The 26,821-nt window shown below is 58.9% G+C and carries 25 protein-coding genes; 9 read left to right on the top strand and 16 right to left on the bottom strand.

Annotation, left to right across the window (positions count from 1 at the left end; all coding sequences use genetic code 11):
• Positions 1-161: 161 nt before the first annotated feature.
• From galE to cysQ, 4 genes are all read right to left on the bottom strand, one after another.
• Positions 162-1,148, bottom strand: a complete 987-nt coding sequence (gene galE / locus HCZ23_RS08075; protein WP_167601218.1) for a UDP-glucose 4-epimerase GalE — start codon at positions 1,146-1,148, stop codon at positions 162-164.
• Between the two features lie 9 nt (positions 1,149-1,157).
• Entirely contained in the window at positions 1,158-2,057 is a 900-nt protein-coding gene (locus tag HCZ23_RS08070) for a UTP--glucose-1-phosphate uridylyltransferase (protein ID WP_167601217.1), read from the bottom strand.
• A 186-nt stretch (positions 2,058-2,243) separates the two neighbouring features.
• A complete protein-coding gene (locus HCZ23_RS08065; protein ID WP_167601216.1) occupies positions 2,244-3,044 on the bottom strand; it encodes a 3-deoxy-manno-octulosonate cytidylyltransferase in 801 nt (266 codons plus the stop codon).
• Positions 3,045-3,842: a 3'(2'),5'-bisphosphate nucleotidase CysQ gene (cysQ, locus tag HCZ23_RS08060; protein ID WP_167601215.1), complete on the bottom strand. Its 798-nt coding sequence runs from the start codon at positions 3,840-3,842 to the stop codon at positions 3,045-3,047.
• 146 nt (positions 3,843-3,988) lie between these two features.
• On the opposite strand from cysQ, the gene HCZ23_RS08055 reads away from it, so the two are divergent.
• On the top strand, positions 3,989-4,807 hold the full coding sequence (locus HCZ23_RS08055; RefSeq protein WP_167601214.1) for an ABC transporter permease: 819 nt from the start codon (positions 3,989-3,991) through the stop codon (positions 4,805-4,807).
• A gap of 3 nt (positions 4,808-4,810) precedes the next feature.
• Here HCZ23_RS08055 and HCZ23_RS08050 read toward each other — a convergent pair whose 3' ends face one another.
• A complete protein-coding gene (locus HCZ23_RS08050; protein WP_167601213.1) occupies positions 4,811-5,422 on the bottom strand; it encodes an alpha-ketoglutarate-dependent dioxygenase AlkB in 612 nt (203 codons plus the stop codon).
• Positions 5,423-5,646: 224 nt separating this feature from the next.
• On the opposite strand from HCZ23_RS08050, the gene dnaK reads away from it, so the two are divergent.
• The 3 genes from dnaK to radC all read left to right on the top strand — a co-directional run bounded on the left by dnaK (position 5,647) and on the right by radC (position 9,647).
• The gene (gene dnaK, locus HCZ23_RS08045) at positions 5,647-7,566 is read left to right on the top strand and encodes a molecular chaperone DnaK (protein WP_167601212.1); all 1,920 of its coding nucleotides are present in this window, start codon (positions 5,647-5,649) and stop codon (positions 7,564-7,566) included.
• 75 nt (positions 7,567-7,641) lie between these two features.
• The gene (gene dnaJ / locus HCZ23_RS08040) at positions 7,642-8,799 is read left to right on the top strand and encodes a molecular chaperone DnaJ (protein ID WP_167601211.1); all 1,158 of its coding nucleotides are present in this window, start codon (positions 7,642-7,644) and stop codon (positions 8,797-8,799) included.
• A 116-nt stretch (positions 8,800-8,915) separates the two neighbouring features.
• Positions 8,916-9,647: a DNA repair protein RadC gene (radC, locus tag HCZ23_RS08035; protein ID WP_167601390.1), complete on the top strand. Its 732-nt coding sequence runs from the start codon at positions 8,916-8,918 to the stop codon at positions 9,645-9,647.
• Here the strand turns inward: radC and HCZ23_RS08030 are convergent.
• Both HCZ23_RS08030 and secA read right to left on the bottom strand, forming a co-directional pair.
• Positions 9,638-11,209 carry a phosphate ABC transporter substrate-binding/OmpA family protein gene (locus HCZ23_RS08030; protein WP_167601210.1) on the bottom strand — a complete coding sequence of 524 codons (1,572 nt, stop codon included), beginning with the start codon at positions 11,207-11,209 and terminating at the stop codon, positions 9,638-9,640. The genes radC and HCZ23_RS08030 overlap by 10 nt on opposite strands.
• Positions 11,210-11,330: 121 nt before the next feature.
• Complete coding sequence (secA, locus tag HCZ23_RS08025; protein WP_167601209.1) at positions 11,331-14,033, bottom strand: preprotein translocase subunit SecA; 2,703 nt, start codon at positions 14,031-14,033, stop codon at positions 11,331-11,333.
• A 180-nt stretch (positions 14,034-14,213) separates the two neighbouring features.
• Between secA and HCZ23_RS08020 the strand changes: the two genes are divergently transcribed.
• The 4 genes from HCZ23_RS08020 (at position 14,214) to HCZ23_RS08005 (ending at position 17,036) form a co-directional block, all read left to right on the top strand.
• Positions 14,214-15,053, top strand: a complete 840-nt coding sequence (locus HCZ23_RS08020) for a peptidylprolyl isomerase (RefSeq protein WP_167601208.1) — start codon at positions 14,214-14,216, stop codon at positions 15,051-15,053.
• A gap of 41 nt (positions 15,054-15,094) precedes the next feature.
• Positions 15,095-16,342, top strand: coding sequence for a bifunctional glutamate N-acetyltransferase/amino-acid acetyltransferase ArgJ (gene argJ / locus HCZ23_RS08015; protein ID WP_167601207.1), 1,248 nt, complete (start codon positions 15,095-15,097; stop codon positions 16,340-16,342).
• Positions 16,339-16,737: an 8-oxo-dGTP diphosphatase MutT gene (mutT, locus tag HCZ23_RS08010; protein WP_167601206.1), complete on the top strand. Its 399-nt coding sequence runs from the start codon at positions 16,339-16,341 to the stop codon at positions 16,735-16,737. The genes argJ and mutT overlap by 4 nt, the downstream gene beginning before the upstream one ends.
• 158 nt (positions 16,738-16,895) lie before the next feature.
• Positions 16,896-17,036, top strand: a complete 141-nt coding sequence (locus HCZ23_RS08005; RefSeq protein ID WP_217703143.1) for a hypothetical protein — start codon at positions 16,896-16,898, stop codon at positions 17,034-17,036.
• Positions 17,037-17,117: 81 nt separating this feature from the next.
• Here HCZ23_RS08005 and infB read toward each other — a convergent pair whose 3' ends face one another.
• The 5 genes from infB to pip form a co-directional block, all read right to left on the bottom strand.
• Positions 17,118-19,637 (bottom strand): translation initiation factor IF-2, encoded by a 2,520-nt coding sequence (gene infB / locus HCZ23_RS08000; RefSeq protein ID WP_167601205.1) that lies wholly within the window; start codon positions 19,635-19,637, stop codon positions 17,118-17,120.
• Complete coding sequence (locus HCZ23_RS07995) at positions 19,634-20,266, bottom strand: RNA-binding protein (RefSeq protein WP_167601204.1); 633 nt, start codon at positions 20,264-20,266, stop codon at positions 19,634-19,636. The genes infB and HCZ23_RS07995 overlap by 4 nt, the downstream gene beginning before the upstream one ends.
• A 28-nt stretch (positions 20,267-20,294) precedes the next feature.
• Positions 20,295-21,914, bottom strand: coding sequence for a transcription termination factor NusA (gene nusA / locus HCZ23_RS07990; protein WP_167601203.1), 1,620 nt, complete (start codon positions 21,912-21,914; stop codon positions 20,295-20,297).
• A gap of 14 nt (positions 21,915-21,928) precedes the next feature.
• Entirely contained in the window at positions 21,929-22,516 is a 588-nt protein-coding gene (gene rimP, locus HCZ23_RS07985) for a ribosome maturation factor RimP (protein WP_167601202.1), read from the bottom strand.
• 175 nt (positions 22,517-22,691) lie between these two features.
• Positions 22,692-23,681 carry a prolyl aminopeptidase gene (gene pip / locus HCZ23_RS07980; RefSeq protein ID WP_167601201.1) on the bottom strand — a complete coding sequence of 330 codons (990 nt, stop codon included), beginning with the start codon at positions 23,679-23,681 and terminating at the stop codon, positions 22,692-22,694.
• Positions 23,682-23,749: 68 nt separating this feature from the next.
• Between pip and ubiG the strand changes: the two genes are divergently transcribed.
• Positions 23,750-24,487 carry a bifunctional 2-polyprenyl-6-hydroxyphenol methylase/3-demethylubiquinol 3-O-methyltransferase UbiG gene (gene ubiG / locus HCZ23_RS07975; protein ID WP_167601200.1) on the top strand — a complete coding sequence of 246 codons (738 nt, stop codon included), beginning with the start codon at positions 23,750-23,752 and terminating at the stop codon, positions 24,485-24,487.
• A 3-nt stretch (positions 24,488-24,490) separates the two neighbouring features.
• On the opposite strand, the gene HCZ23_RS07970 is transcribed toward ubiG, so the two are convergent.
• Genes HCZ23_RS07970 through grxC form a run of 4 tightly spaced genes read right to left on the bottom strand, consistent with a single transcriptional unit; the run spans position 24,491 to position 26,820 of the window.
• On the bottom strand, positions 24,491-25,243 hold the full coding sequence (locus tag HCZ23_RS07970; protein ID WP_167601199.1) for a GNAT family N-acetyltransferase: 753 nt from the start codon (positions 25,241-25,243) through the stop codon (positions 24,491-24,493).
• Positions 25,244-25,274: 31 nt separating this feature from the next.
• Complete coding sequence (locus HCZ23_RS07965) at positions 25,275-25,727, bottom strand: MarR family winged helix-turn-helix transcriptional regulator (protein WP_167601198.1); 453 nt, start codon at positions 25,725-25,727, stop codon at positions 25,275-25,277.
• Positions 25,720-26,559, bottom strand: a complete 840-nt coding sequence (locus HCZ23_RS07960; RefSeq protein ID WP_175580881.1) for a carbon-nitrogen hydrolase family protein — start codon at positions 26,557-26,559, stop codon at positions 25,720-25,722. Before HCZ23_RS07960 ends, HCZ23_RS07965 begins: the two co-directional genes overlap by 8 nt.
• A gap of 3 nt (positions 26,560-26,562) precedes the next feature.
• On the bottom strand, positions 26,563-26,820 hold the full coding sequence (gene grxC / locus HCZ23_RS07955) for a glutaredoxin 3 (RefSeq protein ID WP_167601197.1): 258 nt from the start codon (positions 26,818-26,820) through the stop codon (positions 26,563-26,565).
• Between the last annotated feature and the right edge of the window lies 1 nt (position 26,821).

Here is a 26,821-nt window from a genome sequence, read left to right as displayed (position 1 = left end):
AGCTTGTGTCGCGCGCGAAAGGCCCGCCACAAAAGATGCCGTCGCAAAACCCGCAGCTTATACTTCTGCCAAAGCTGACCCAAACCTGTCCCCTTCTACGTGTTGGGCCAGATTAGAGCCTTTTGTGCGAAAGCTGAATCACTGATTTCGAGCCAGGCGACTCACTTGTCGTAATGCCCGGTCTGATGCCATTTCCAGGCATCCCCGATCATTTCGGACAGGTTGGAACGATCCGGCGACCAACCCAATTCCTGGATCGCGCGCTCGGACCCGGACACCAGCTTGGTGCAATCCCCGGGACGACGGTCGCCCTCGACGTAAGGCACATCCATATTGGTCACGGCCCGCGAATGGTCGATCACCTCGCGCACGGAAAAGCCCTTGCCCGTGCCGAGATTGAACACCCGGCTGCCGTTGCCCTCTTCGAGCCATTTCAGACCCAAAACATGCGCATCGACCAGATCGCACACATGCACATAGTCGCGAATGCAGGTCCCGTCGGGCGTGTCGTAATCCGTGCCGAAAATCGTCAAAGCATCGCGTTTGCCCGCAATCGCGTCGAGCATCAGCGGGATAAGATGGGTTTCCGGCTGATGGAATTCGCCCACTTCCGCGTCCGGGTCGCCACCCGCCACGTTGAAATAGCGGAAGATCACGGAGTTCAGGCCAAACCCCTGTTCAAAGTTCTCAAGGATGTCTTCGATCGCGCGTTTTGAGGCGCCATAAGAGTTGATCGGCAATTGCACCGAGTCCTCATCCAGCACAACGTTGTCCTGATCGCCATAGGTCGCGCAGGTCGAGGAAAACACGAAATTCATGCAGCCCGCCGTAACAGCCGCCTCGATCAGCGTCAAAGAGCCGATGACATTGTTGCGCCAGTATTTTCCGGGGTCTTTCATGCTTTCGCCGACCTGAGAGAAGGCGGCGAAATGCATCACGGCGATCGGATTGTATTTGGCGAAAACCTCATCGAGGCGGACACGATCCAAGAGATCGCCCTTCTCGAAGGGGCCGAATTTGACGGCATCTTCCCAACCCGTGGAGAGGTTGTCGAAGGTCACGGGCTCATAGCCTGCAGCGCGCAGGGCCTTACAGGCGTGCGAGCCGATATAGCCCGCACCCCCGGTCACAATGACGGATTTTGTCATGTAAGGTCCTTACTGAGCGGCAGCACGAACTGCGGACAGTTCATCCAGATATTCCTGAAGCTCATCGCGCAGATCGTCACGCGACAGACCGAAAGAAATCGTCGCCTGAAGGAAACCCGCTTTCGACCCGCAATCGAAACGCTGGCCCGCGAAACGGTAGCCATAGACGCCACGCTCCGTGCCAATCTCGTCCGCAATCGCATCGGTGAGCTGAATCTCACCACCAGCGCCGGATTTCATCTGGTTGAGGTTCTTCATCACCGCCGGATCAAGGATGTAACGGCCAATGACGGCAAGATTCGACGGCTCAGTCCCCGGCGCCGGTTTTTCGACCATACCTTTGACGGACACGGTGCTGCCCATGTCCTCTTTCACATCGAGAACACCATAAGCGGAGACTTTATCCGCCGGCACTTCCATGGAGGCAACCATCGAGCCGCTGCCACCAAGCTCTTCATAGGCTTCGACCATTTGTTGCAGACAGGGCTTTTCCGCCGCGATGACGTCATCCGGCAAGATCACGGCAAAGGGTTCTTTCGGATCAAGCAGGCGACGCGCGCACCACACGGCGTGACCGAGGCCCAGGGCCTTGTGCTGGCGAATATAGGCGATGGCACCGCTGTCCATGTTGGTGGTTTTCAGAACTTCGAGAAGCTTGTCCTTGCCCTTCTTGCGCAGTTCCTGCTCCAGCACCGGCGAGTGATCGAAGTAATCTTCAAGCGCGCCTTTGCCGCGTGAGGTCACGAAGATGAACTCCTTGATGCCGGCGGCCCGTGCCTCGTCGATGGCATATTGGATCAGCGGGCGGTCGACCAAGGTCATGATCTCTTTCGGGATGGATTTGGTTGCGGGCAAGAACCGCGTGCCAAGACCCGCCACTGGGAAAATCGCTTTGGTGACTTTTTTCATCTTCACTCCTTCGGCTCGCACTCATGAGCCCATTAATTGCTTACACTTGCCCCGACCTTACGAACAATACGCCGGAAGATCAGCATCACCTGTATCTATTCACATAGGAAAGGCACAGTTTTACAACTCTGTACCGTCTTCCCTAGCATCCGCACAAGAAATAAGCAAAAAGACAAAAAGTCAGCGTTATTCTACGCGCATTTCCGCCAACATCGACTCAATCCGTGGCACATCCTCGGGGTTATTGAGCTCCCAGAACTGCCGCCCCCGAGATTCGACCTCGACGCAAAGCACGGGGCGCTCCTGTTCGAGGAATCGGAGTTGCTCAAGGCCTTCGAGACGTTCCAGAGGGCCCATGGGCCACTTCGGATAGGCGCCCAGCGCGGAAGGGCGATAGGCGTAAACCCCCACATGGTGAAACACCGGGGTCTCATCCGTATCGGCATAAGTTTCCGCAGTATAGGGAATCACCTCTTTGGAGAAATAGAGCCCCTTGTGGTCCGACCCGAAAACGGCGGTTGTGCCGCCCACGCGACCCGCTTTGCGATCTTCGAGGAAGCCGTTCAAAGCCCGACCGTCACAGCGCAGAACCGGCGTCGCCACCTCGGCCGTCGGATGCGCACGCAAGCCTGCGACCAGCTCCTCGACAAACCAGGCGGGGGTCAAAGGCGCGTCACCTTGCAGATTGACGATGATGTCATACCCGCCGCCCAGCGCTTCGAGCGCCTCGGCACAGCGTTCGGTCCCATTGGCACAGGTCTCAGACGTCATGACGACCTCCGCACCAAAGGCCTCCGACGCGGTGCGAATGCGATCATCATCTGTGGCCACAACCACACGATCGACGCCCTCGGCGGCCACGGCGGCCTCCCAGCTGCGCTGAATCAGGGATTTCTTTTCACCCGTGGCACCGGTCAGCTCCACAAGCGGCTTGCCCGGATAGCGCGTCGAGGCGAACCGGGCCGGAATAACGATCAGAACGGACATTCAGGCGTCTTTCAATTCCACGCCCGGCGCATAGGCGATGAAGAAGGGGTTGGCGTAGTCTTCTTTGCCATAGGTCAGCGGGCTGTGATCGTCGAAACGCACGACTTCGCCGCCCGCGCCCAAAAGAACAGCATGACCTGCCGCCGTGTCCCACTCCATCGTGCGCCCGACGCGCGGATAAAGATCGGCCTCGCCGGTCGCCACGAGACAGAATTTCAGCGAAGAGCCTGCCGATTTGCTGTCCTTGGCTTTGTATTTCGCGAGGTAATCCTCGGTCGCCTGATCGCGGTGGGATTTCGAGGCGACGATCATCAGACCCTCATTGTCCGGTTTGGACACAGAGATTTTCTTCATCTCGCCCGGAGTGGCCGCATCGAAGGGGCCGAGCTCCTCGTAGGATTGGCCAGAGGCGTCAGTGATGAACAGGCGATCCTTAGCGGGCGCATAGACCACACCACGCAGCGGCACGCCTTTTTCGACATAGGCGATATTGACGGTGAAATCGCCGCGGCGCTTGACGAATTCCTTCGTGCCATCGAGCGGGTCCACGATCAGGAACGTGTCGGATTTCAGATCGTGCGACTCCGCCTGTTCCTCGGTGATCAACGTCACATCCGGGAACGCCGCGCGAAGACCTGCGGAGATCAAGGCATCCGCCGCCTCATCCGCTTCGGTCACCGGGCTTTCGTCAGACTTTGTTTTCACCTCGAAATCATCCGAATTGTAGATCTCGAGGATCTTCTCCCCGGCCTCGATCGCAAGGCGCCGCATTACCGGGATGAGTTGATCAAAATCCATTATTACGCTCCTAAATCGCCACATCGATGCGTTTTCGTTGAAAGAAAACCTCAACAACCTTATGCTACGGCTCACAGGGAACAGCAAGAAATCCCTCGTCCGAATCCCGTATCGGCAGGCAATATTCTCAGGACAGGACCTACAGGATGTTTCACTACACCAGAACACAGAGCGGCCTATCGGCGGCCCTGACTGTCCTTAGGTTGATTTTCGTCAACACCGTGCGTCATGTCCGCAAGACGAACGGCAATCCGATCATCGGGCTTTTGATCAGCATCTCGCAAACCCTGATCCTCGTCGCTGTCTTCAGCTTTATGTACTCCATCATAGGCGTGCGCGGCACCGCGATCCGGGGCGATTTCATTCTCTATATCATGTCGGGGATTTTCCTGTTCCTCACGCACAACAAATCCCTTGCCGCCGTCGCTTCATCGGAAACCGCCGCCTCGCCCATGATGCAGCACGCGCCGATGAACACGGCCATCGCCATCACCTCTTCGGCGCTCAGCACGCTGTACATCCAGACGCTCTCTGTGACCGTGATCCTGTTCGGCTACTCTCTGGGCTGGGGCACCGTGCATTTTCAAAACATGACCGGCGCCTTTGGGATGTTCCTTCTGGCCTGGGCTTCCGGCTCCGCGATCGGCATGGTGTTTTTGGCGGCGAAACCCTGGGCGCCGGGGTTCGTTCGGATTCTTCAGCTGATTTATACGCGGGCGAATCTTTTCACCTCCGGCAAGATGTTCGTGGCCAACCAGACCCCGGCCTTCATGATTGCCATGTTCACCTGGAACCCTTTGTTCCACACCATCGATCAGGCCCGCGGTTTCACCTTCGTGAATTACAATCCGCACAAAAGCTCGATCATGTATCCGGTCGTCTTCACGCTCGTGTGCCTGACCATCGGGCTTCTGGCGGAGTTTTTCACCCGCAGACGCGTGTCGTTGAGTTGGGGTGCGCGCTGAGGCTCAGGTCACGACCCTGAGCGTGACATTGATCCGCCCGCCTTTCGGCAACAGACCGCTGCTTCCCGGCTTCACCCGGTCGATGCCGTGATACAAAAGCCGCGAAGGCCCGCCCATCACGATGACATCGCCGGAGCTGAGCCACAGACTCTCCGTCTTGCCGCCCCGCGTCTCGTTGCCAACCCGAAACAGCGCCTCATCGCCCAAAGAGATCGACACCACAGGTTGAGAGAAATCCTGTTCGTCGCGGTCCTGATGCAGGCCCATTTTGGCCTCAGCGTCGTAGAAATTGATCAGACAGGACTCGGGTGCGCGCGTGACGCCTGACACCTCCGACCAGACCTTCAGCACGATTTCCGGCATCTCAGGCCACAGCTGCCCATCTGGATGCGTCGGACTGTAGCGATAGCCCTTGGCATCCGTGATCCAACCGAACCGCCCGGCGGACGTCATCCGCACCGACATCCGTTTGCCCGACGGTGTCATCGGATGAAACAAAGGCGCCTCGCGCACCACATCCCGCAACGTCTCGACCAGGTGTTTCTGTTCCTCGGGCGACAAAAGCCCTTTGAACACCTGCATCCCCCGCAAATCCAACGGCACGGATTTCTGCATTTTTAACACCCTCTGACGGTTTCTTACGGAAATGACTCCATTTTTCCACGCATAGACCCCCTTGCACAACTTGCAGGGGCCAAAACCGGTCCTTATATACGCCCAGAAGCCTTGATCGGCCCGAACTTCAAACTGGATTTCAGGTCGGTCATTAACACTGGGATCGACGGCGGACGCCGCAATGGGTCCAACGTCACAACATCGCCTAAGAGAGGATTTTGAGCATGGCCAAAGTCATCGGTATCGACCTCGGGACCACCAACTCCTGCGTTGCCATCATGGATGGGTCGCAGCCGCGTGTGATCGAGAACTCCGAAGGGGCGCGTACCACGCCCTCCATCGTCGGTTTCACCGACAGTGAACGCCTCGTGGGTCAGGCAGCCAAACGTCAGGCTGTGACCAACCCCGAGAACACGGTTTTCGCCGTGAAACGCCTGATCGGCCGTCGCATGGGCGACGAAGCCGTGGAAAAAGATAAGAAACTCGTGCCCTACTCCATCGTTGACGGTGGCAATGGTGATGCGTGGGTCGAGGTGCGCGGCGACAAATATTCGCCTTCGCAAATCTCCGCCTTCATCCTGGGCAAGATGAAAGAGACCGCTGAGTCCTACCTCGGCGAAGAAGTGACCCAGGCGGTGATCACCGTTCCGGCCTACTTCAACGACGCTCAACGTCAGGCCACCAAAGACGCCGGCAAAATCGCCGGTCTCGAAGTGCTGCGGATCATCAACGAACCGACCGCCGCGGCGCTGGCTTATGGCCTCGACAAAGACGACACCAAAACCATCGCGGTCTATGACCTTGGCGGCGGTACGTTCGACGTGACCATCCTCGAACTCGGCGATGGCGTCTTCGAAGTGCAGGCCACCAACGGCGACACCTTCCTGGGTGGTGAAGACTTCGACATGCGCATCGTGAACTACCTCGCCGAGGAGTTCAAAAAAGAGCATGGCGTCGATCTGACCAAAGACAAAATGGCCCTCCAGCGTCTCAAAGAAGCCGCCGAGAAAGCCAAGATCGAACTGTCGTCGTCCACGCAGACGGAGATCAACCAGCCGTTCATCTCCATGGACCCGTCTTCGGGCACGCCTTTGCACCTCGTGGTCAAACTGACCCGTGCAAAGCTCGAAAGCCTCGTGTCCGATCTGATCAAACGCTCGATGGACCCGTGTAAAGCGGCTCTGAAAGACGCTGGTCTCTCCACCTCCGACATCGACGAAGTCGTGCTGGTGGGCGGGATGACCCGTATGCCGAAGGTGATCGAAGAAGTGACCAAATTCTTCGGCAAAGAGGCCCACAAAGGCGTGAATCCGGACGAAGTGGTTGCCATGGGCGCCGCCATTCAGGCCGGCGTTCTGCAAGGCGACGTCAAAGACGTGCTCCTGCTCGACGTGACCCCGCTGTCCCTGGGTATCGAAACGCTGGGTGGCGTGTTCACACGCCTGATCGACCGCAACACGACGATCCCGACCAAGAAGTCGCAGATTTTCTCGACGGCTGAAGACAACCAGTCCGCCGTGACACTGCGCGTCTTCCAGGGCGAGCGCGAAATGGCCGCTGACAACAAAATCCTCGGCCAGTTCAACCTCGAAGGTATCCCGCCGGCACCGCGCGGCATGCCGCAGATCGAAGTGACCTTTGACATCAACGCCGACGGTATCGTCGAAGTGGGTGCGAAGGACAAAGGCACCGGCAAAGAGCAGAAGATCACGATCCAGGCCTCTGGCGGTCTGTCCGATGACGACATCGAAAAGATGGTCAAGGACGCCGAAGAAAACGCCGAAGCCGACAAGAAGCGCAAGGATCTCGTCGAAGCCAAGAACCAGGCGGAAAGCCTCATCCACTCCACGGAGAAATCCATGGAAGAGCACGGCGACAAGGTCGACCCGACCACGATCGAAGCCATCGAGCTTGCGATCGCCGCGCTCAAGGATCAGCTCGAAACCGAAGACCCGGACAAAATCCGCTCCGGCATCCAGAACGTGACCGACGCGGCCATGAAACTGGGTGAGGCCATCTACAAGGCCGAACAAGCCGCTTCGGGTCAGTCCGATGACGTCGACACCGATGAAGGTCCGTCTTCCGTCGATGACGACATCGTCGATGCCGATTTCGAGGATCTTGACGACGACAAGCGCTCGTAAGCGCATCTAAGGACCGTGTGAGCCGGCCCTCTTTGGGCCGGTTCGACTTTGCGGTTCTGTTAGAGGAAAAGATCCATGGCAAAACGCGATTATTACGAAGTGCTTGGCGTCGAAAAAGGCGCGGATGCCGCGGAGCTCAAAAAAGCTTATCGCAAAAAAGCGATGGAGTTTCACCCCGACCGCAACAAGGACAACCCCGATGCGGAGGCCAAGTTCAAAGAAGTGAACGAGGCCTATGACACGCTCAAGGACGCCGACAAGAAAGCCGCCTATGACCGCTTCGGTCATGCCGCTTTCGAGCAAGGCGGCATGGGCGGTGGTCGTGGTGGCTTCAGCGGCGGCGCAGGTCAGGGCGACTTTGCCTCGGCCTTCTCCGATGTCTTCGACGACCTGTTCGGCGACTTCATGGGCGGTCAACGCGGCGGCGGCCGGTCTCGGGCGCAACGCGGCTCGGACCTGCGCTACGACATGCGCGTCACCCTCGAAGAAGCCTACACCGGCGCGCAGAAAACCATCAACGTCCCGACCTCCGTCGCCTGCACAAGCTGTAGCGGCACGGGGGCGGCCAACGGCGCTGAACCGCAAACCTGCCCGTCCTGCTCCGGCATGGGCAAGGTCCGCGCCCAGCAGGGTTTCTTCACGGTCGAACGCACCTGTCCGGCCTGTGGTGGTCTTGGTCAGATCATCAAAGACCCTTGTCCAGACTGCCACGGTGCGGGTCGTGTTGAGAAAGAGCGCTCGCTCTCCGTCAACATCCCCGCGGGCGTCGAAACCGGCACGCGCATTCGCCTTGCTGGCGAAGGCGAAGCGGGTCTTCGCGGTGGGCCGACCGGGGATTTGTACATCTTCATCGAGGTCCGTCCCCACGCGATTTTCGAACGCGAAGGTGTCAACCTGCATTGCTCCGTGCCCGTCTCCATGGCGACGGCTGCTCTGGGCGGTGACATCGAAGTGCCGACCATCGACGGCGGTCGCTCGCGGGTGAAAATCCCCGCTGGCAGCCAATCCGGCCGCCAAATGCGCCTGCGCGCCAAAGGTATGCCAGCGCTCAGAGGTGGCGGTCAGGGCGACATGTTCATCGAGCTCGCGGTGGAAACGCCTGTGAACCTGACCGCCAAGCAAAAGGAACTTCTCCAGGAGTTCGACAAGCTGGGCGAAGACAGCAACAACCCGGAAAGCTCGTCTTTCTTCAAGAAAGTCAAAAGCTTCTGGGATGGGATGAAACATTCCTGAGTGATGTAAGAGGGCGCTTCGGCGCCCTCTCTTAATTTGCGTTAACTACTTTTTCAGCGAATCGGGCCATGGATTAGTCCATGAACACGCCCTCGACCCCCTCCGCATTTCGGGAAATGCCCGACTGGCTCTTCGATCTCGACGAGGCCCGCCCGGTCGTTCTCCCCTCGCGCCCGCCAAGCTATCTGCGCAATCATCGCAAACATTTGCAGGACCGCTTCATCGACGGCGGTGCGCAGGCGATGCCGGATTATGAGCTGTTGGAACTCGTGCTCTATCGCGCCCTGCCCCGAGCGGATGTGAAACCGATTGCCGCCGCCTTGATCGAGGCCTTCGGCGACTACAACCGTGTCATCTCCGCCCCGATCGCGCGTCTTCTGGAAGTCGAGGGAATGGATATTGCAGCAGCGCAGGACCTCAAAATCGTCGAGGCCGCCGCCCACCGTCTGGCCCGCGCCCGCGTGATGCAGCGGCCCGTGATTTCGAGCTGGGACGCGGTTCTGGACTATTGCCATACCACCATGGCCCATCGTGAAACCGAACAGTTCCGCGTGCTCTATCTCGACCGCAAAAACATCCTGATCGCCGATGAGGAACAGGCCCGTGGCACGGTCGATCACGTCCCGGTCTACCCGCGCGAGGTGGTGAAACGCGCGCTGGAGCTGAACGCCTCCGCGTTGATCCTTGTGCACAATCATCCGTCGGGTGATCCGACGCCCTCGGACGCGGACATCAGCATGACGAACCAGATCCGGGATGCCGCCGAGGCCCTGGACATCCAGTTGCACGATCACCTGATCATCGGAAAATCGACAGAGCTGAGCTTCCGTGGGTCGGGCTATCTCTGATCTTTGACCCAAACTTCGACACGTCGATTCAGAGACCGGCCCCATTCGACATCATCGCAGGCCAAAGGCATCGCCTCACCGAACCCTTCGGCACGCAGGGTCACACGATCCGCTTCGAAAGCCTCGCCCATCGCTTGTCTGACCGCTTTCAAAACCGCCTCAGCCCGGCGCTTGGACAGGGCCGCATTGATCGAGGCGCGCCCCTGACCATCCGAGAATCCGACAAAGGTCAGGGATTGGCCATCATAAACGCCCGCCTCCAAAAGCTCTGCCAAAAGATGCACGTTCGAGCGCGACTGCGCATCGAGTGTGGTTGAGCCGCCTTCAAAACGAAACCCGAGCGTCAGGCGCTTGGCGCCCTGAAGCGTGCCTGTCACGGATTGCAAATCTTCGAGTGTGATGTCGTCGCCCGCATGGCGGATCGCATTGGCAAACCGCCACCCCTGATCCCGGAAAGACAGCTCATCCACGCCCTGATCGACAAAATCCGTCCGCGCGACCACGATCTGCGCCGCAGGCGACACCACGAAGGACAGGAACTCCCGCGCCAGTTTCGGCAAACGATGCGCGGGCGTGTAGAGAAACACAGGGCGGGTCAGCGGGTAATCCTCGCTCTTGATGTCAGAAGCTGCCGCGCGCGCCTCGAACCCGCAGGCGCCGCTCAGGCCGACCGGCTTCACCGTTCCGCCCTCCGACATACGACCAAGACCCAGAGCATAGGGGTCCTGTTCAATCGCAGCGACCAGACTGTCGTAGCGGTCATGAAGCGTCACCGCCCCGTCTGCAATCTGGACACCATGCCCGAGGATCATCCGACGAAACTCGCTTCCGTCCTGCAAATCGTCCCGCATGAGATGGGCCACTATCGGCGCATCCGCCCCGCCGAGCTCTTGCCAATTCGTCACCGTGCCCCGGTAAATCGCCGACAAGTCAGAGAGCGACAGCCCATGCACGATGTTCGACCGCGACACGACAGGCACCAAGCCATCAAGCGCCACCACGCGGGCGCGCAGAGGATCGGACAGATCGCCCACACCGGCCTCATAGGCCAGTGCCATTTCCTTAGGCGCGACCTTGCGCAGCGACAGGACCATGTCGGTGTTCTCGGAGACGAGATCGGCAAATCCTTCGGCACTGGACGTATCGGAGAGCAGGAATTCCCCGACCGTAATGTCATTTTCTGCATCCGTCAGGATCATCGAACGCTGGGTTTCGCTCGGCGAATTTGTCGCAACGGTATAGCCATTTCGGAGCGCAAAGGCGGTGATCAGCGCGGGCAAGAGCGTGCGGGTGCCCTTGGTGTCGCCCGACAAGCGAATCTGCGCGTAATAGCCGTCAAGATCAGGACACCCCGGCCCTTCGCAACGCACGCCGGAGCTGTCCACCGTGAGCACACCGAGATCGGTCTCGACCCGGTAAAACTCACCGTCGAAGCTTAGGAAATTTCCGCTGATCGAGATGGAGCCGTCACGCGACAGCAGGTTCACATCCTGAGCCAGCACCACAGTCGGCGAGACCAGAACAGTCAAGGTTGCAGCGAGAGCCCACAGAGATTTCAACATGGCTCAGCGCCCTCATAAGAATATGAAATTTTGCAGGAGTGTCCGATGTGGCCGCCGGAGTTTCAACCGCAAAGAGCAAACGACCCGTGTCGAAGATCGAACACGGGTCGCATTGTCAAAATCAAACGGCGCCGTGGCAATGTTTGAATTTTTTACCAGAACCGCAGGGACAAAGATCGTTGCGCCCCGGATTGCCCCAGGTCGAGGGATCGTTTTCATCAAACCCCGGAACCGCGTTCGGGTGACCCTCTTCGGGTTCCCCAACGGGTTGCGGTTGTGCACCGGCGACGGCGGCGGCCTGTTGTTCAGCAAGTTGCTGCAACATGGCGTTGCGCTCTTCTTCGGTCATCGGACGCACGCGGGACAGTTTCTGCGTCACCTCGCTGCGCAGGCTGTCGAGCATGCTCTCGAAAAGCTGGAAGCTTTCGTTTTTGTACTCGTTGAGCGGATCACGCTGCGCATAGCCACGGAAGCCCACGACGGACCGCAGATGCTCAAGCGTCAAAAGATGTTCGCGCCATTTCGCATCGATCGTGTTCAACAGGAATTGCTTTTCGATCTGACGCATCTGGTCGACACCGAAGGACTCTTCCTTCTCCGCCATCATGCGGTCAGAAGCTTCGGAGATGCGTTCGATGATCGCTTCGTCATCGACGCCCTCTTCGTCCGCCCAATCCTTGACCGGAAGATCCATGTTGAGCGCTTCGGCCAGCTCGCGATGCAGATTTTCGACATCCCACTGATCCGGGTAGGATTTCGGCGGAATGGCCTCGCCCACGAGATCTTCGATCACCTCATGGCGCATATCCTCGACGATCTCGTTGACGTTCTCGGATTCCATGATGTCGCGGCGTTGCGAAAAGACCACTTTACGCTGATCGTTCATCACATCGTCGAATTTCAAAAGCTGTTTACGGATGTCGAAGTTACGCCCTTCGACCTTCGCCTGTGCCTTTTCGAGAGATTTGTTGACCCAGGGGTGAACGATGGCCTCGCCCTCTTTCATGCCCAGAGACGACAGCATCTTGTCGAGACGTTCGGAGCCGAAAATCCGCATCAGGTCATCTTCCAGAGACAGGAAGAACAAGGAACGGCCCGGGTCACCCTGACGACCGGAGCGACCGCGCAGCTGATTGTCGATCCGGCGGCTTTCGTGACGCTCTGTGGCCAGAACGTAAAGCCCCCCCGCCTCCAAAACGCGCTTTTCTTCCTCGACATGTTGCGCCTCGATGCGGGCGCGAATTTCGTCGGGGTTGGTGTCGGGATCGGCAGCGATGGCTTCCATCACCTTCATCTCGACGTTGCCGCCGAGTTTGATGTCCGTGCCGCGGCCCGCCATGTTGGTCGCGATGGTCACCGCGCCGTATTTGCCGGCATCCGCGACGATCTGGGCCTCCATCTCGTGCTGTTTGGCGTTCAGCACGTTGTGTGTGATGCCCTCTTTGGTCAGGAGCTGCGACAGCTCTTCGGATTTGTCGATGGAGGTGGTGCCGACGAGAACCGGTTGGCCTTTGGCATGGGCTTCGCGAATCGATTCCACGACAGCGGCCAATTTGTCGCCTTCCGTGCGATACACGCGATCATGTTCGTCGATCCGTTGAATCGGACGGTTGGTCGGCACTTCGACCACGCCGAGTTTGTAGATCTCCATGAATTCCTCGGCCTCGGTGGCGGCCGTGCCGGTCATGCCGGAAAGTTTTTCATAGAGGCGGAAATAGTTCTGGAAGGTCACCGAAGCCATGGTGATGTTCTCAGGCTTGATCTCGACGCCTTCCTTGGCCTCGATCGCCTGATGCAGACCATCGGCGAGACGACGCCCGGCCATCATGCGTCCGGTGAATTCGTCGATCAAAGCCACGCCACCGTCCCGCACGATGTAATGCACACCGTTCTGGAACAGTTTATGCGCGCGCAGACCCTGGTTGACGTGGTGCACGATGGTGGTGCTTTCCGGATCGTAAAGCGTCTGTCCCTCCGGCAGGAACCCGGCCTCGTGCAGGATTTGTTCGAGGAACTCGTTGCCCTCTTCGGTAAAGGTCACCTGACGGGTTTTCTCATCAAGCTCGAAATGCTCATCCGTCAAGCGCGGGATCAGCGCATCAATCGCTTGGTAAAGCTCGGACCGGTCATCGGAGGGGCCGGAAATGATCAAAGGCGTCCGGGCCTCATCGATCAGGATCGAGTCGACTTCATCGACGATGGCGAAATGATGCCCGCGCTGAACCATCTCTTTCAGCTCAGACTTCATATTGTCGCGCAGGTAATCAAAGCCCAGCTCGTTGTTCGTCGCATAGGTCACGTCACAGGCATAGGCCGCGCGCTTCTCGTCCTCGGGCTGTTGGCTGTAGATCGAGGAACAGGTCATCCCCAAAGCCGCAAAGACTTTCGCCATCCATTCGGCGTCGCGGGTGGCCAGATATTCGTTGACCGTCACCACATGGACGCCCTTCCCCGTCAGGGCGTTCAGATAGGACGGAAAGGTCGCGACGAGCGTTTTGCCCTCACCGGTTTTCATCTCGGCGATATTGCCCTGATGCAGGAAGATGCCGCCCATGAGCTGCGTGTCAAACGCGCGCAGGCCAAGCGCACGACGCGCCGCTTCGCGACAGTTCGCAAACGCCTCCGGCAAAAGCGCGTCGAGGCTCTCGCCCTCCGCCACGCGTTTCCTGAAATCTTCCGTTTTTGCAATCAGCCCGGCGTCATCGAGTTTTTCGAACTCTGGCTCCAGCGCGTTGATCTTTGCCACGAGAGGTCGGGTTGCCTTGATCTTGCGATCATTTGGGGTCCCGAAAACCTTTTTCGCGAGTGTACCGATGCCCAGCATATTTTCTCCGCTCGATGCGTCCTGACAGGATCGTGTGAGAGGAGGGATTGCCCCGCTGCCGCTCTGCCCATAGAAACGGGCGTGAAGGCTCCTCTTCAGTGACCTATCGCGATGTAAGGGGCCATACCTTGAGTGTCAACGTCGCGCCCCGGAATGGCGCCGACAGGAAGGATTTTCTCCATGAAATACCGTTTTTCCGCCACGGCAGCGCTGCTTTCTCTCGCACTTGCCACGTCCGCACCGGTCTTTGCCCAGGATATGACCTCTTCGACCGTCGTTGCCACGGTAAACGGGACGGAAATTACCCTCGGTCACATCATCGCCGCGCGCCAATCCCTGCCGCCGCAGTACCAAAGCCTGCCCGACGCACAGCTTTTTGAAGGCATCGTGAACCAAATTGTGCAGCAAGAGCTTCTGAAACAGGCGGCGGGCGATGTTTCCGAAGGCCTGAAACTTCAACTCGACAACGAAGAGCGCGTGCTCATCGCGGGTCATCAACTTGAAACCATTGCGGCCAATGCCGTGACCGACGAAAGCCTCAAGGCCGCCTACGACGCGAAATACGCGGAATTCGAGCCGGGTCGCGAATACCACGCCGCGCATATCCTCGTGGACACCGAAGAAGAGGCATTGGAGCTTGTCAAAGCGCTCGATGAAGGCGCCGATTTCGCCGAGCTGGCGCGTGAAAAATCCACTGGCCCGTCCGGTCCGAATGGTGGTGATCTCGGCTGGTTCGGTCTCGGCATGATGGTTGCGCCCTTCGAAGAAGCCGTGGTCGACATGGAAGAAGGCAGCGTCTCGCAGCCGGTTCAGACCCAGTTCGGCTGGCATGTGATCAAGCTGATGGAAACCCGCCTGGCCTCCGTCCCACCGCTCGAAGAGGTGCAGGACGAGCTTGCCGCCGACATCGAAGAGGCCGCGATCACGGAAGCTCTTGAAGCGCTGAAAACCGATGGTAACGTCGAGCTTGTAGAAGGCATCGATCCCGCCGCCCTGCGGATGGACGATCTGCTGCAATAACTTCGCGCTCCAAGACCCGCGCATTTGTAAGGACGCCGACGATGGCCAAAATCACCCATGTTTCCCCGCTTGCTCCGAAAGGCGGATTTCCCGAGCTGCCCGTGATCGACGGCGTGCGTTTCGCCGCCCTCGAGGCTGGCGTGCGCTATTCGGGCCGCACGGATGTCATGCTTGCCGAACTGTGCGAAGGCTCAGCCATCGCCGGCGTCTTTACCCGCTCCACCACCCGCTCTGCGGCCGTCATTGATTGTCAGGAAAAGGTCACGCTCGATCTTCCGGGCAAGGCCGCGATCTTGGTGAATTCCGGCAACTCGAACGCCTTCACGGGGCAAAGCGGCTTTGACTCAGTCGCCAAGATCACCGAAGCGGTCGCCGAAGAAATGGGCATCGACCAGAAGCGCGTCTTCACCGCCTCCACGGGCGTGATCGGCGAGCCTCTGAAATGGGAACGGATCACCGCGAAAATCGCTGATCTGAATGCTGCTCTATCGCCCGACAGCATGGACATGGCCGCCCGCGCGATCATGACCACCGACACCTTCCCGAAGGGCGCGACGCAGAGTGCCGATCTCGACGGGACGACCATCAAGATCGCAGGGTTCGCGAAGGGCTCCGGCATGATCGCGCCCGATATGGCAACCATGCTTTGCTATATCTTCACCGATGCCGCGATCTCTCGCGATGTGCTGCAACAATGTCTCTGGCTCGATAATGCCAAGACGTTCAACTGCGTGACCGTCGATGGCGATACCTCGACTTCTGACACGGTGATCGTCGGTGCGACCGGCAAGGCGGACATGGCGCCGATCACAGATTTCGCCGATCCGCGTGTGCATGCCTTCCGCGAAGCGCTTCATGCCGTGATGAAAGACCTGGCGATTCAGATCGCACGCGATGGCGAAGGCGCGACGAAACTCATCGAGGTTCAGGTCACCGGCGCCAATGCAAACGGCCCGGCGCACCGCGTTGCCATGGCGATTGCGAACTCGCCGCTGGTAAAAACCGCCGTTGCTGGCGAAGATCCGAACTGGGGTCGTGTCGTGATGGCCGTGGGCAAAGCCGGTGAACGCGCCGAGCGGGATCGTCTCACCATTTGGTTTGGCGATATTCTTGTGGCTGAAAACGGTTGGGTCTCGCCCAGCTATACCGAAGAGGCCGGTGCTGCGTACATGAAGAACGACGAGATCGTCATCCGTGTTGATCTGGGCCTCGACAATGGCACCGCGACCGTCTGGTCCTGTGACCTGACCCACGGCTACATCACCATCAACGCGGATTATAGATCGTGAAATTGCTGCTCGTTTCTGCCGTTGCCTTGATCGACATCGAGGGTCGCGTGCTTTTGGCACAGCGGCCCGAGGGCAAATCCATGGCCGGTCTCTGGGAGTTTCCCGGCGGCAAGGTCGAGCCGGGGGAGACGCCGGAGGCCGCCTTGGTGCGCGAATTGCATGAGGAATTGGGGATCGAAACCTGGAATTCCTGCCTCGCGCCGCTGACCTTTGCGTCTCACAGCTATGACGATTTTCATCTCATGATGCCGCTCTTTGCCTGTCGCAAATGGAACGGTGTGCCGACCCCGCGCGAAGGTCAGGTTCTGAAATGGGTCAAAGCGCGCGATCTTCGCGAGTATCCGATGCCGCCCGCCGATATTCCTCTGATTCCCATCCTCCGCGACCTTCTTTGAGTTTCTGCATAGCAGAAACGTAACATTTTGTTGTTTGGACCCCCTGTTTGCACAACATTTGTGCTTAAAAACGCCATTTGTCTTAAATTTGTAAATGATTTTTAACACATTTTGAGATAGTTTAACGCTAACGTCATTTAGCTTTGGGGGCCAAAATAATGATGCGTTCTATCACTCTTGGGAAATACATCTCCGTTCAGGGCCAATATGTTGGCGAAACGCAGAACGGAAACATTCAGGTGCGCGTTGGCGACAAGACCTTTGTCGGCAAGCCGGTGTCTTACACCAAAGCGGCCTGATACGAAGATCAGCAGTTTGTTACACACGAAAAAGGCGGGCCCATAGCCCGCCTTTTTTGTTGTTTGATGATCCGATGTGGATCAGTCGAGATTACGCTCGACTTCCTCACGTTCGAAGATCTCGATCACATCGCCAGGGCGAATGTCATCGTAGTTTTCAAAGGCCATACCGCATTCCTGACCGGACAGCACTTCTTTGACTTCGTCTTTGAAGCGTTTGAGCGTTTTCAACGTACCTTCGTGGATCACAACGTCGTCGCGCAGGAGGCGCACACCGGCAGAACGGCGCGCCACGCCTTCGGTGACGAGACAGCCGGCAACCTTGCCCACACCCGACACTTTGAAGACTTCGCGAATTTCCGCATAACCGATGAAGTTCTCACGAATTTCCGCAGACAACAGACCCGAAGCCGCCGCTTTCACGTCATCCACGAGGTCGTAGATCACGGAATAATAGCGGATTTCGACGCCTTTCTGGTTCGCGGAGTTCCGCGCCGGAGCGTTTGCACGCACGTTAAAGCCGATCACAGGCGCACCCGAAGCTTCGGCCAGGCCGATGTCGGATTCCGTGATCGCGCCCACACCGTAGTGCAGCACGCGCACGCGCACCTCGTCGTTGCCGATCTTTTCCATCGCCTGAACGATGGCTTCGGCAGAGCCCTGCACGTCCGCTTTCACGAGGATCGGCAGCTCGGCAACGTTTTCATCCGCCTTGGCTTTCGCCAAAAGCTGATCCAGCGTGGTCGCAGCACCGGCCGCGGCGCGTTTGTCCTTCGCCGCTTGTTCGCGGTACTCGGCAATCTCACGCGCCTGCGCTTCGGTATCAACAACGTTCAACACGTCACCGGCTTCTGGCGTGCCGTTGAGACCCAGAACCTCGACCGGAACCGAGGGACCTGCCTCTTCGACGCGATCCCCTTTGTCGTTCACGAGTGCGCGGACCTTACCCCACTGCTCACCCACGACGAAGATGTCACCACGTTTCAGCGTGCCTTTTTGAACCAGAACGGTCGCGACCGGACCACGGCCCACATCGAGCTGCGCCTCGATCACGGCACCTTCGGCAGCGCGATCCGGGTTGGCTTTCAGTTCAAGAATCTCGGCCTGAAGCGCGATGGATTCGAGCAGTTGATCAAGGCCCTTGCCGGTTTTCGCAGAGACTTCAACGTCCTGCACGTCACCGGACATTTCCTCAACGATCACTTCGTATTGCAGCAACTCGGTGCGCACCTTCATCGGGTCCGCGTCCGGTTTGTCGCATTTGTTGATCGCCACGATGATCGGAACTTCCGCCGCTTTCGCGTGGTTGATGGCTTCGATCGTCTGCGGCATGACCGAGTCGTCTGCGGCCACAACCAGAACCACGATGTCCGTCACCTGAGCCCCGCGCGAACGCATGGAGGTAAAGGCGGCGTGGCCGGGTGTATCGAGGAAGGACAGAACCGCACCGGATTCTGTTTTCACCTGATAGGCACCGATATGCTGCGTGATCCCGCCAGCTTCGCCGGAGGTCACATTGGCGTTGCGGATCGCGTCGAGCAGCGAGGTTTTACCATGGTCCACGTGGCCCATGATGGTGATCACCGGCGGACGCGCTTGCAGCGTTTCCGGCGCATCCACGACCTGCGAGATCACATCCTCGACGTCGGCATCGGACACACGCTGGATGCGGTGGCCGAATTCCTCGACGATCAGCTCGGCGGTGTCGGCATCGATGGATTGGTTCTGCGTGACCATCATGCCCATTTTCATGAGCGATTTCACCACGTCAGCCACACGTTCGGCCATACGGTTCGCCAGTTCGGAGACCACGATGGTTTCCGGAACCTGCACGTCACGCACAACCTTTTCACGCGAGTCGTTGCCACCCATGGCCTTTTGACGCATGCGTTCCTGTTTGCGCTTCATTGCGGCCATCGAGCGTTGACGCCCGCCTTCGCCGCCGGTCAGCGCCTGGTTCACGGTCAGCTTACCGGAGCGACGGTTGTCGCCACCTTTGCCGCGGTTGTTGCGGTTGTCGTCTTCGCGCTCACGGCCACGGGGCGCCGCTGCCGGGGCACGGCCACCGCGATCCTGCTGTTTTTGCAGGGCCGCTTGGGCGGCCGCCGGATCGTCCGCCTTCGGCGCCGGAGCGGCAGCCGGTTTCTTACGAGCTTCAGCTTCGCGCTTTTTCGCCTCTTCGGCTTCTTTCTTCGCGCGCGCTTCTTCCTCTTCCTTGGCTTTCAGCGCGGCTTCGCGCTCCGCTTCTTCGCGGGCCTTTTCTTCGATCTCGCGACGACGGCGCTCGCGCTCTTCTTCGCGGGCTTTCTCGTCTTCAGCGCGCTTTTGCGCCTCATCGGCCTCCGCCGCTTTCGCAGCAGCAAGCGCCTTCATCCGGCGCTCCATTTCAGCATCCGAAATGCCTGCCGGACGTTTGGACGGATCGCCCAGCGCAGGGTTTCCGGAGCCCGACGACTTCGAAGCACCCGGCTTCGGCACCACAACACGTTTGCGTTTGGTTTCGACCACGACATTCTTCGTACGCCCGTGGGAGAAGCTCTGCTTCACCGAACCGGAACCACCACGAAGGCCGAGGGTTTTTTTGCCGTCTGTATCGCTCATTTCGTCGTCTTACCCTTCCCGGTGGAGCCCTCTCCACCGATTGTCTCGCGCACGCCCAAAAGGCGGTTGGCTTCCTCTACAACACGTTTGCTGAGTCCGCCACCTGAGAGCGCGCCATGTATCACACTTTCGCGGCCAAAAGCCAAACCCAATTCGGAACTCGTCAGATGACCGAACCAACGGCCCCCCTCAGGTGTCCAAAGTTTGCCTTTTCCGCGTTCCGAGCCATCGGAGGCCTGGAGAAGCACTTTTGCGTGCCCATCCGCCAACCAGCTCTTCACTTTCTCAAATCCACACACTGCTCCGCCCGCCTTGCGCGCGAGCGAAATCAGATGCACCACCCGATCGGCCAAGCCGGCCTCGATCAGGTTTACAAAATCATCGGGCACCGTCACCTGCGTGCGGGCGGCCTTGGCGAACAGCTTTTTCTTAACTGCTTCTTCCAAAACCGCACGATCCGCGCTGACCCAGATGCCGCGACCCGGCAGTTTTTCCGCCAGGTCGGGGACCACGAGACCGTCGGGCGAGACGACAAAACGGATGAGGCCGCGCTTGGGCTCAGCCTCCCGCGACACGATACAGCGCCGCTCCGTCTCATCTTTCGATTTCACCATACCGCCTCGGGTCATCAATCACCTTTTGGGCAAGGCCTGAAAATCAGGCCTCGCTTCCTTCTTCCGCCGCGTCCACGTCCGCAGCGTCTTCTTCGGTTTCAAGGTCGGACGGGTCGACCCAGCCAAGCTGGATACGCGCCGTCATCACCATGTTCTGAGCCTCTTCGAGGGAAACGTCGAATTTTTCGAGGACACCGTCGTCCTTGATGCGTTCGCCATTCACCGTGGTCCAGCCACCGGCCAGCTCCCAGTCCGCGCAGGTCGCGAAATCTTCGAGCGATTTCACGCCGTCCTCGGCCAGTGCCTCAATCATCTGGGGTGTCAGACCCTCAAAGTCAACAAGGCTGTCCTCGACACCCAGCTCGCGGGCGTGTTCCATCGCCTTGCGATTGGCCTCTTCGAGCACGTCGCGGGCACGGGCTTGCAGCTCGTTGGCGGTGTCTTCGTCCACGCCGTCGATGACCAGAAGCTCGTCGACCTCGACGTAAGCCACCTCTTCGAGGTTGGTGAAGCCTTCGGAGACCAGAAGCTGGGCGAAGAATTCGTCCAGATCGAGCGCATCCATGAAGAGCTGCGTGCGGGCCGCGAATTCTTTCTGGCGACGCTCGGATTCTTCGGCTTCGGTCAGGATGTCGATGTCGAGACCGGTCAGCTGAGACGCCAGACGCACGTTCTGACCGCGACGGCCGATGGCGAGCGACAGTTGCTCATCCGGCACCACGACCTCGATTTTGCCTGCATCCTCGTCGAGCACCACCTTGGTGACTTCCGCCGGTTGCAGAGCGTTCACGAGGAAGGTCGGCTGATCGTCATTCCACGGAATGATGTCGATTTTCTCGCCCTGAAGCTCGTTCACCACGGCCTGAACACGCGAGCCGCGCATACCGACACAGGCGCCGACGGGGTCGATGGAGCCGTCATAGGAAATCACGGCGATCTTCGCGCGCGAGCCCGGATCGCGGGCCACGGCTTTGATCTCGATGATACCGTCGTAAATCTCCGGCACTTCCATCTTGAACAGTTCGGCCATGAATTCCGGCGCGGTGCGGGACAAGAAGACCTGCGGACCGCGCGCTTCGCGGCGCACGTCTTTGATGAAGCAACGGATGCGGTCGTTCGGGCGATAGGCCTCGCGACCGATCTTTTCGTTGCGGCGCAGGATGCCTTCGCCACGACCGATGTCGACGATCACATTGCCGTATTCTTCGCGCTTCACGACACCGTTGATGATCGTGCCGACGCGGTCCTTGAACTCGTCGAACTGGCGATCACGCTCGGCTTCGCGCACTTTTTGCAGGATGACCTGTTTCGCGGATTGCGCGGCGATCCGGCCAAGCTCCACCGGCGGGACCTCGTCCTTGATCTCGTCACCGATCTGCGGGTCGGCCATATATTGCTTGGCCTGTTCCACGGTCAGCTCGGCTTGGTAGTTCTCAAGCTCTTCGTCCTCGACCACGGTCCGCACACGGGTAAAGGTGGCGCGGCCCGTCTTGCGGTCGATGGAGACGCGGATGTCCATCTCGGCGCCGTAACGCGACTTCGCGGCACGGGCGAGGGATTCTTCCATCGCTTCGACCACGAGATTCGGGTCGATCATTTTCTCGCGGGCCACGGCCTCGGCGGTTTGCAACAGCTCAAGCTGGTTTGCAGAGGTGATTGCCATTACTCAGTCCTCTCTCAATCCTCTGAAGACCCGTCGTCGGTCTGGATTTCGTCAAATTGGTTCTCGTCAATTGCCCCATCGGATTTCCGTTGGCGCAGCATTTCGCGGATCAGCTCATCGGTCAGCACAAGTTTGGCGTCCGACAGCCAGTCAAAGTTCAGCCCGATGGTCACGTCCTCGCCACCTTCTTCGATGGTGATCAGAACATCGTCGCCCTCGACGCCGGCCAACTGGCCTTTGAAGCGGCGGCGACCGTCGATCATCTCGGTGGTCTCGATCTTGACCTCATGGCCCTCAAACGTGTCGAAGTCCTTCAAACGCGTCAGAGGACGGTCGATGCCGGGGCTCGACACTTCGAGCGTATATTCATCTTCGATCGGGTCTTCGACGTCGAGAATAGCAGAAACGGCGGTGGAAATCTCCGCACATTCGTCCACTTCGATGCCGCCCGTCGGGCGTTCAGCCATGATCTGAAGGGTCTTCGATTTGGTCGAAGACATCAGACGCACGCGCACAAGTTCAAACCCCATGCCTTCGATGACGGGGCCCACGATTTCCGCCATCCGGCGGTCGATCGCGGTTTTTGCAATCAGGTCCGACATTGAGAGGCCTCTTTCGATACGGTTCACTTCGGGACTTGGCCCTTGGATGAGGGCACAAAAAAACGGGCGCGCGGCCCGTCGATCTTTCTCGGTGGAGCTTCGGGAACTCCCGACAGCGCCGCTGTTGGCAAGGCATATACGCGCGACAAGGCGAAACTGCAAGCCCTATAGCGTGTCAGCCCATGAGATCGCCAAGAAGGTCGCCGAGCCGGTCCATCGTCATGACCAAAGCCTGGGTGATCCCCGGCTCAGACAAAGCATGCCCAGCGCGCCCCACCATGATCAGCTTTGATTTCGGCCAAACGCGGTTCAGCTCATAGGCCGTCGCAGGCGGACAGATCATATCGAAGCGGCCCTGCACGATGGTGCCCGGCACGTTGGCCATGTGGTCGATATTGGTCATAAGCTGGCTGTCGTGATCGAAGAACGCCCCATTGATAAAGTAGTGATTCTCGATCCTGGCAAAGGTGCGGGCGTATTCCGGCCCCGGCTCGCCCACGACACCGTCCGTGGAAATCGACGCCAAAGCGTTTTCCCAGCGCGACCAGATACGCCCGTAGACGATCTCCTCCTTGTGATCGCCACTGAACAAGCGCCGATGATAGGCCGCGATCAAATCTCCGCGCTCTTCTTCCGGAATAGCGTCGCGGAATTCGGCCCAGAGATCCGGCCAAAACTGCCCTGCGCCACCCGCGTAGAACCAGTCCAGCTCGCTTTGACGCGCCGTGAACACGCCGCGCAACACGAGATGAAGCACACGTTCTGGATGGGCCTGTGTGTAGGCCAACCCCAAGGTCGCCCCCCAGCTTCCGCCAAAGACAATCCAGCGTTCCACGCCGAGTTCGAGCCTTATTTTTTCGATATCCGCGATGAGATGCTGGGTCGTATTGGCCTCAACCGAAGCAAAGGGCCGGGATTTGCCACAGCCGCGCTGATCGAACAGGATGATGCGATATTTGGACGGGTCGAAATAGCGCCGCATATAGGGGCTGCACCCGCCGCCCGGACCGCCATGCAAGACCACCACCGGGATCCCTGCTGGATTGCCGCTTTGTTCGACATATAATTGATGTCCGTCCCCGACCTCCAACATGCGGTGGTCATAGACCGCGATTTGAGGGTAGAGATACGAATATGCGCTCTTTTGGCCTGAGACCTTGTCCATGGAAATCCTATATAGAGCGGACTAAGTCATAGTCCCGGCGGACGGATTTGAACATGAAGGAGGCGATCATGCAAACCACCATTGACCCCCATGAGGTCGCGAAATTCGAAGCGATGGCTGCCGAATGGTGGGATCCGACCGGGAAATTCAAGCCGTTGCACATGATGAACCCGGTGCGGCTCGATTACATCGTGACACAGATTGCCGCCGAATTCGGGCGTGATCTGGCCTCCGACAAACCCTTTGAGGGGCTGCGCCTTTTGGACATCGGCTGTGGTGGCGGACTTTTGTCCGAACCGATGGCGCGCCTTGGCGCCACCGTGGTGGGTGCAGATGCCGCAGAACGCAACATCCCTGTGGCCCAGGTCCATGCCGAGCAATCCGGCCTTGAAATCGACTATCGCAACACCACCGCAGAAGCGCTGGCGGAGTCGGGCGAGCAATTCGACGTCGTGCTCAACATGGAAGTGGTCGAACATGTCGCAGACCCGCTGGCCTATCTGACCGCTTGTCAGCAGCTTTTGAAACCCGGCGGGCTGATGATCTGTTCGACGTTGAACCGCAATCCGAAAAGCTACGCCATGGCGATTTTCGGCGCCGAAGTGGTGATGCGCTGGCTGCCGCGCGGGACGCATGAGTGGAAGAAATTCATTACGCCAGATGAATTGTTCGATCTGATCTCGAAGGCGGGCCTCAACCCGGTGGATCGCAAGGGATTTGTCTTCAACCCGATCCTGTGGAGCTGGTCGACCTCTGCGCGTGATCTCTCCGTGAACTACGTGACAGCCTCGATCAAGCCGGAATAGGGTCTATTTCGGCGTCCGGGAGGCAGAGACCACTCGCTCAACCGGCACAAATCCCGCGCGCTCATAGAGGCGCGCGGCGGATGTGCCCGCTTCCGCCACAATGACCTGACGTGCGTCCGGAAACCGTTTTGAGGCAAAAGCACTGACTTCGCCGAGAAGGACCGCGCAAAATCCCCGGCGGCGATGGCTCTCGCGGGTTTCTACCGATTGATAGCGCACCAGATCTGGCGACCAGACCAACCCCATATCGGCCACAAGCAGATCACCCTCGAACAGCCCGAACCATCCACCACGCCCCGCCGCGCTGACCTGACGTCTTCGTGCAAAGCTCTTTTGGATGTAGCTTTCTGCTGTGTTTGGATCGAAACCATCGCCAATCATTCCGGCGAGCTGCAAGTCTATCACCGCACCCCAATCCGCATCAGACACGATTTGGCGAAAGACTACTCCTGCTGGTAAACCCGGACGACGCGCCGCATCCCCTGCGAGCGTGATACCCGTTTCGATTTCATAGCCAGACGCCTCAAACAAATTCGCAAAGGGTGTAAGGTCTGCTTCCGCAACATCCCAAAACATCACAGTAAATCCTGCACCCGGGTTGTCCGCCTGAGCCATGGAAATTTGGTCTTCGACATCGGTCGCATGTTCTGGGAGAGTTTTGAAAATCGTCCGGTTGCCGAACCAGAAATCCGGCTGCGTCGGGGTCCGCTGCACGAACCGGTCCGTATATTCCGTCCACTCAGATTGATCGCCCATCACGATCAAATCCGTAGACAGCTCAAGCGTCTTAAGATCCGTCATCTTCCAACCGAATACGCATTTCCCGCAGCACGGGCAAAGCTGCTTTCACTTTATCGACACCAATCGCTTCGACAACCTCCGACAGGATCGGGGCGATCGCCGCCAAGGCTGCGTCTCTTGCCGCACGGCCCGATGGCGAGATGGACACGAATTTGCGTCGCGCATCGTCCCAGTCGGGGCGAATGTGCACATGGCCCGCCCATTCCAATTTGTTGAGCGTGTTGGTCATCGCGCCCCGCGTGACATGAAAGGCGCGCGCCAGCTGCGCCGGGGAGCGTTCGTCATTGGCGCGGGCCAGATGGTTGAGCACGGAAAAATGGCTGATCTCCATGCCCTTTGGCAAAGCCTTGGTCAGCCGGTTTCGCGCCAACTGATCGGCCATGAAAATTTCGGAAAACAGCGCCACAGAGAGGGCATCGTGGTTTGGAGTCTCAGTCATGTGAGACCTCGAAGTCGCGATCATGCGTGAGCGCAGGAATCCGCTTGCGGGCCTTGGTAACCTCGTCCAAATCAATCTCGACAAGACCCCAACCCGGCTCGACTCCGCCATCAAAGATCACTTCGCCCCAAGGCGACACAGCCAGCGAATGGCCATAAGTCCGGCGATTCACATCGCGCTTTTCCTTGTGATGCCCGGTCTGCGCCGGCGCCAGGACAAAGCACCCCGTCTCAATCGCCCGCGCCCGCAACAGGCTATGCCAATGCGCCTCGCCGGTGACGGCGGTAAAGGCGGCGGGCTGGGTTATGATCTCGGCACCGGCTTTGGCGAGTGTCCGATGCAGATGCGGAAAACGCAGATCGTAGCAGATCGTCATGCCGATCTTGCCCATAGGCGTCGTGGCGACAACGGCCTTTTCGCCGGGGCGATAGCCATCGGATTCGCGATAGCGTTCCGTCTCGCTGACATCCACATCGAACATGTGAATCTTGTCATAGCTGGCTTTGATCTCTCCCTCCGGGTCGATCAGGAAAGAGCGGTTCGCAAAACGCCCGTCCGGGTCATCGGTTTTGAGCCCCAGCGAGCCGATCAAGACCCAAATCCTGCGCAAACGCGCCACATCACGCAGCGCTTTCAGCGTCGGGTCGTCGGCCTCATGACAGAGAACCTCCATCTGATGCGCCCGCGACGAGGACACGCAATTGGTGACCTCCGGCGTCATCACGATCTCGGCGCCCGCCTCCGCTGCCGCATTCACATAGTTCAATGTGACGGGCAGGTTCGCGAGAGGATCATCGCTTGAATTGAGGGTGACGAGGCCGACTTTGATCATGCCTCAATCCGCCAAAAGAGGATCGAGTTTCCCCGCGCGCTCCAAAGCATGCAGCTCATCGCAGCCGCCGACATGGGTGTCGCCAATGAAAATCTGTGGCACGGTATGGCCACCGTTGGATTTTTGCATCATCTCCTGGCGCTTTGTCGGATCGCGCATGACGTCGATGTCGGTGTAGGTGACACCTTTCGAATCGAGCAGACGCTTTGCTGCGATGCAATAGGGGCAGATGGGGGTCGTGTAGAGCGTGACAGGTTGCATG

The sequence above is a fragment of the Celeribacter sp. HF31 genome (assembly GCF_011806455.1).
GTDB lineage: Bacteria > Pseudomonadota > Alphaproteobacteria > Rhodobacterales > Rhodobacteraceae > Celeribacter.
The sequence above is the reverse complement of the archived record's forward strand: the minus strand, read 5'-3'. Positions and strand labels throughout refer to the sequence as shown.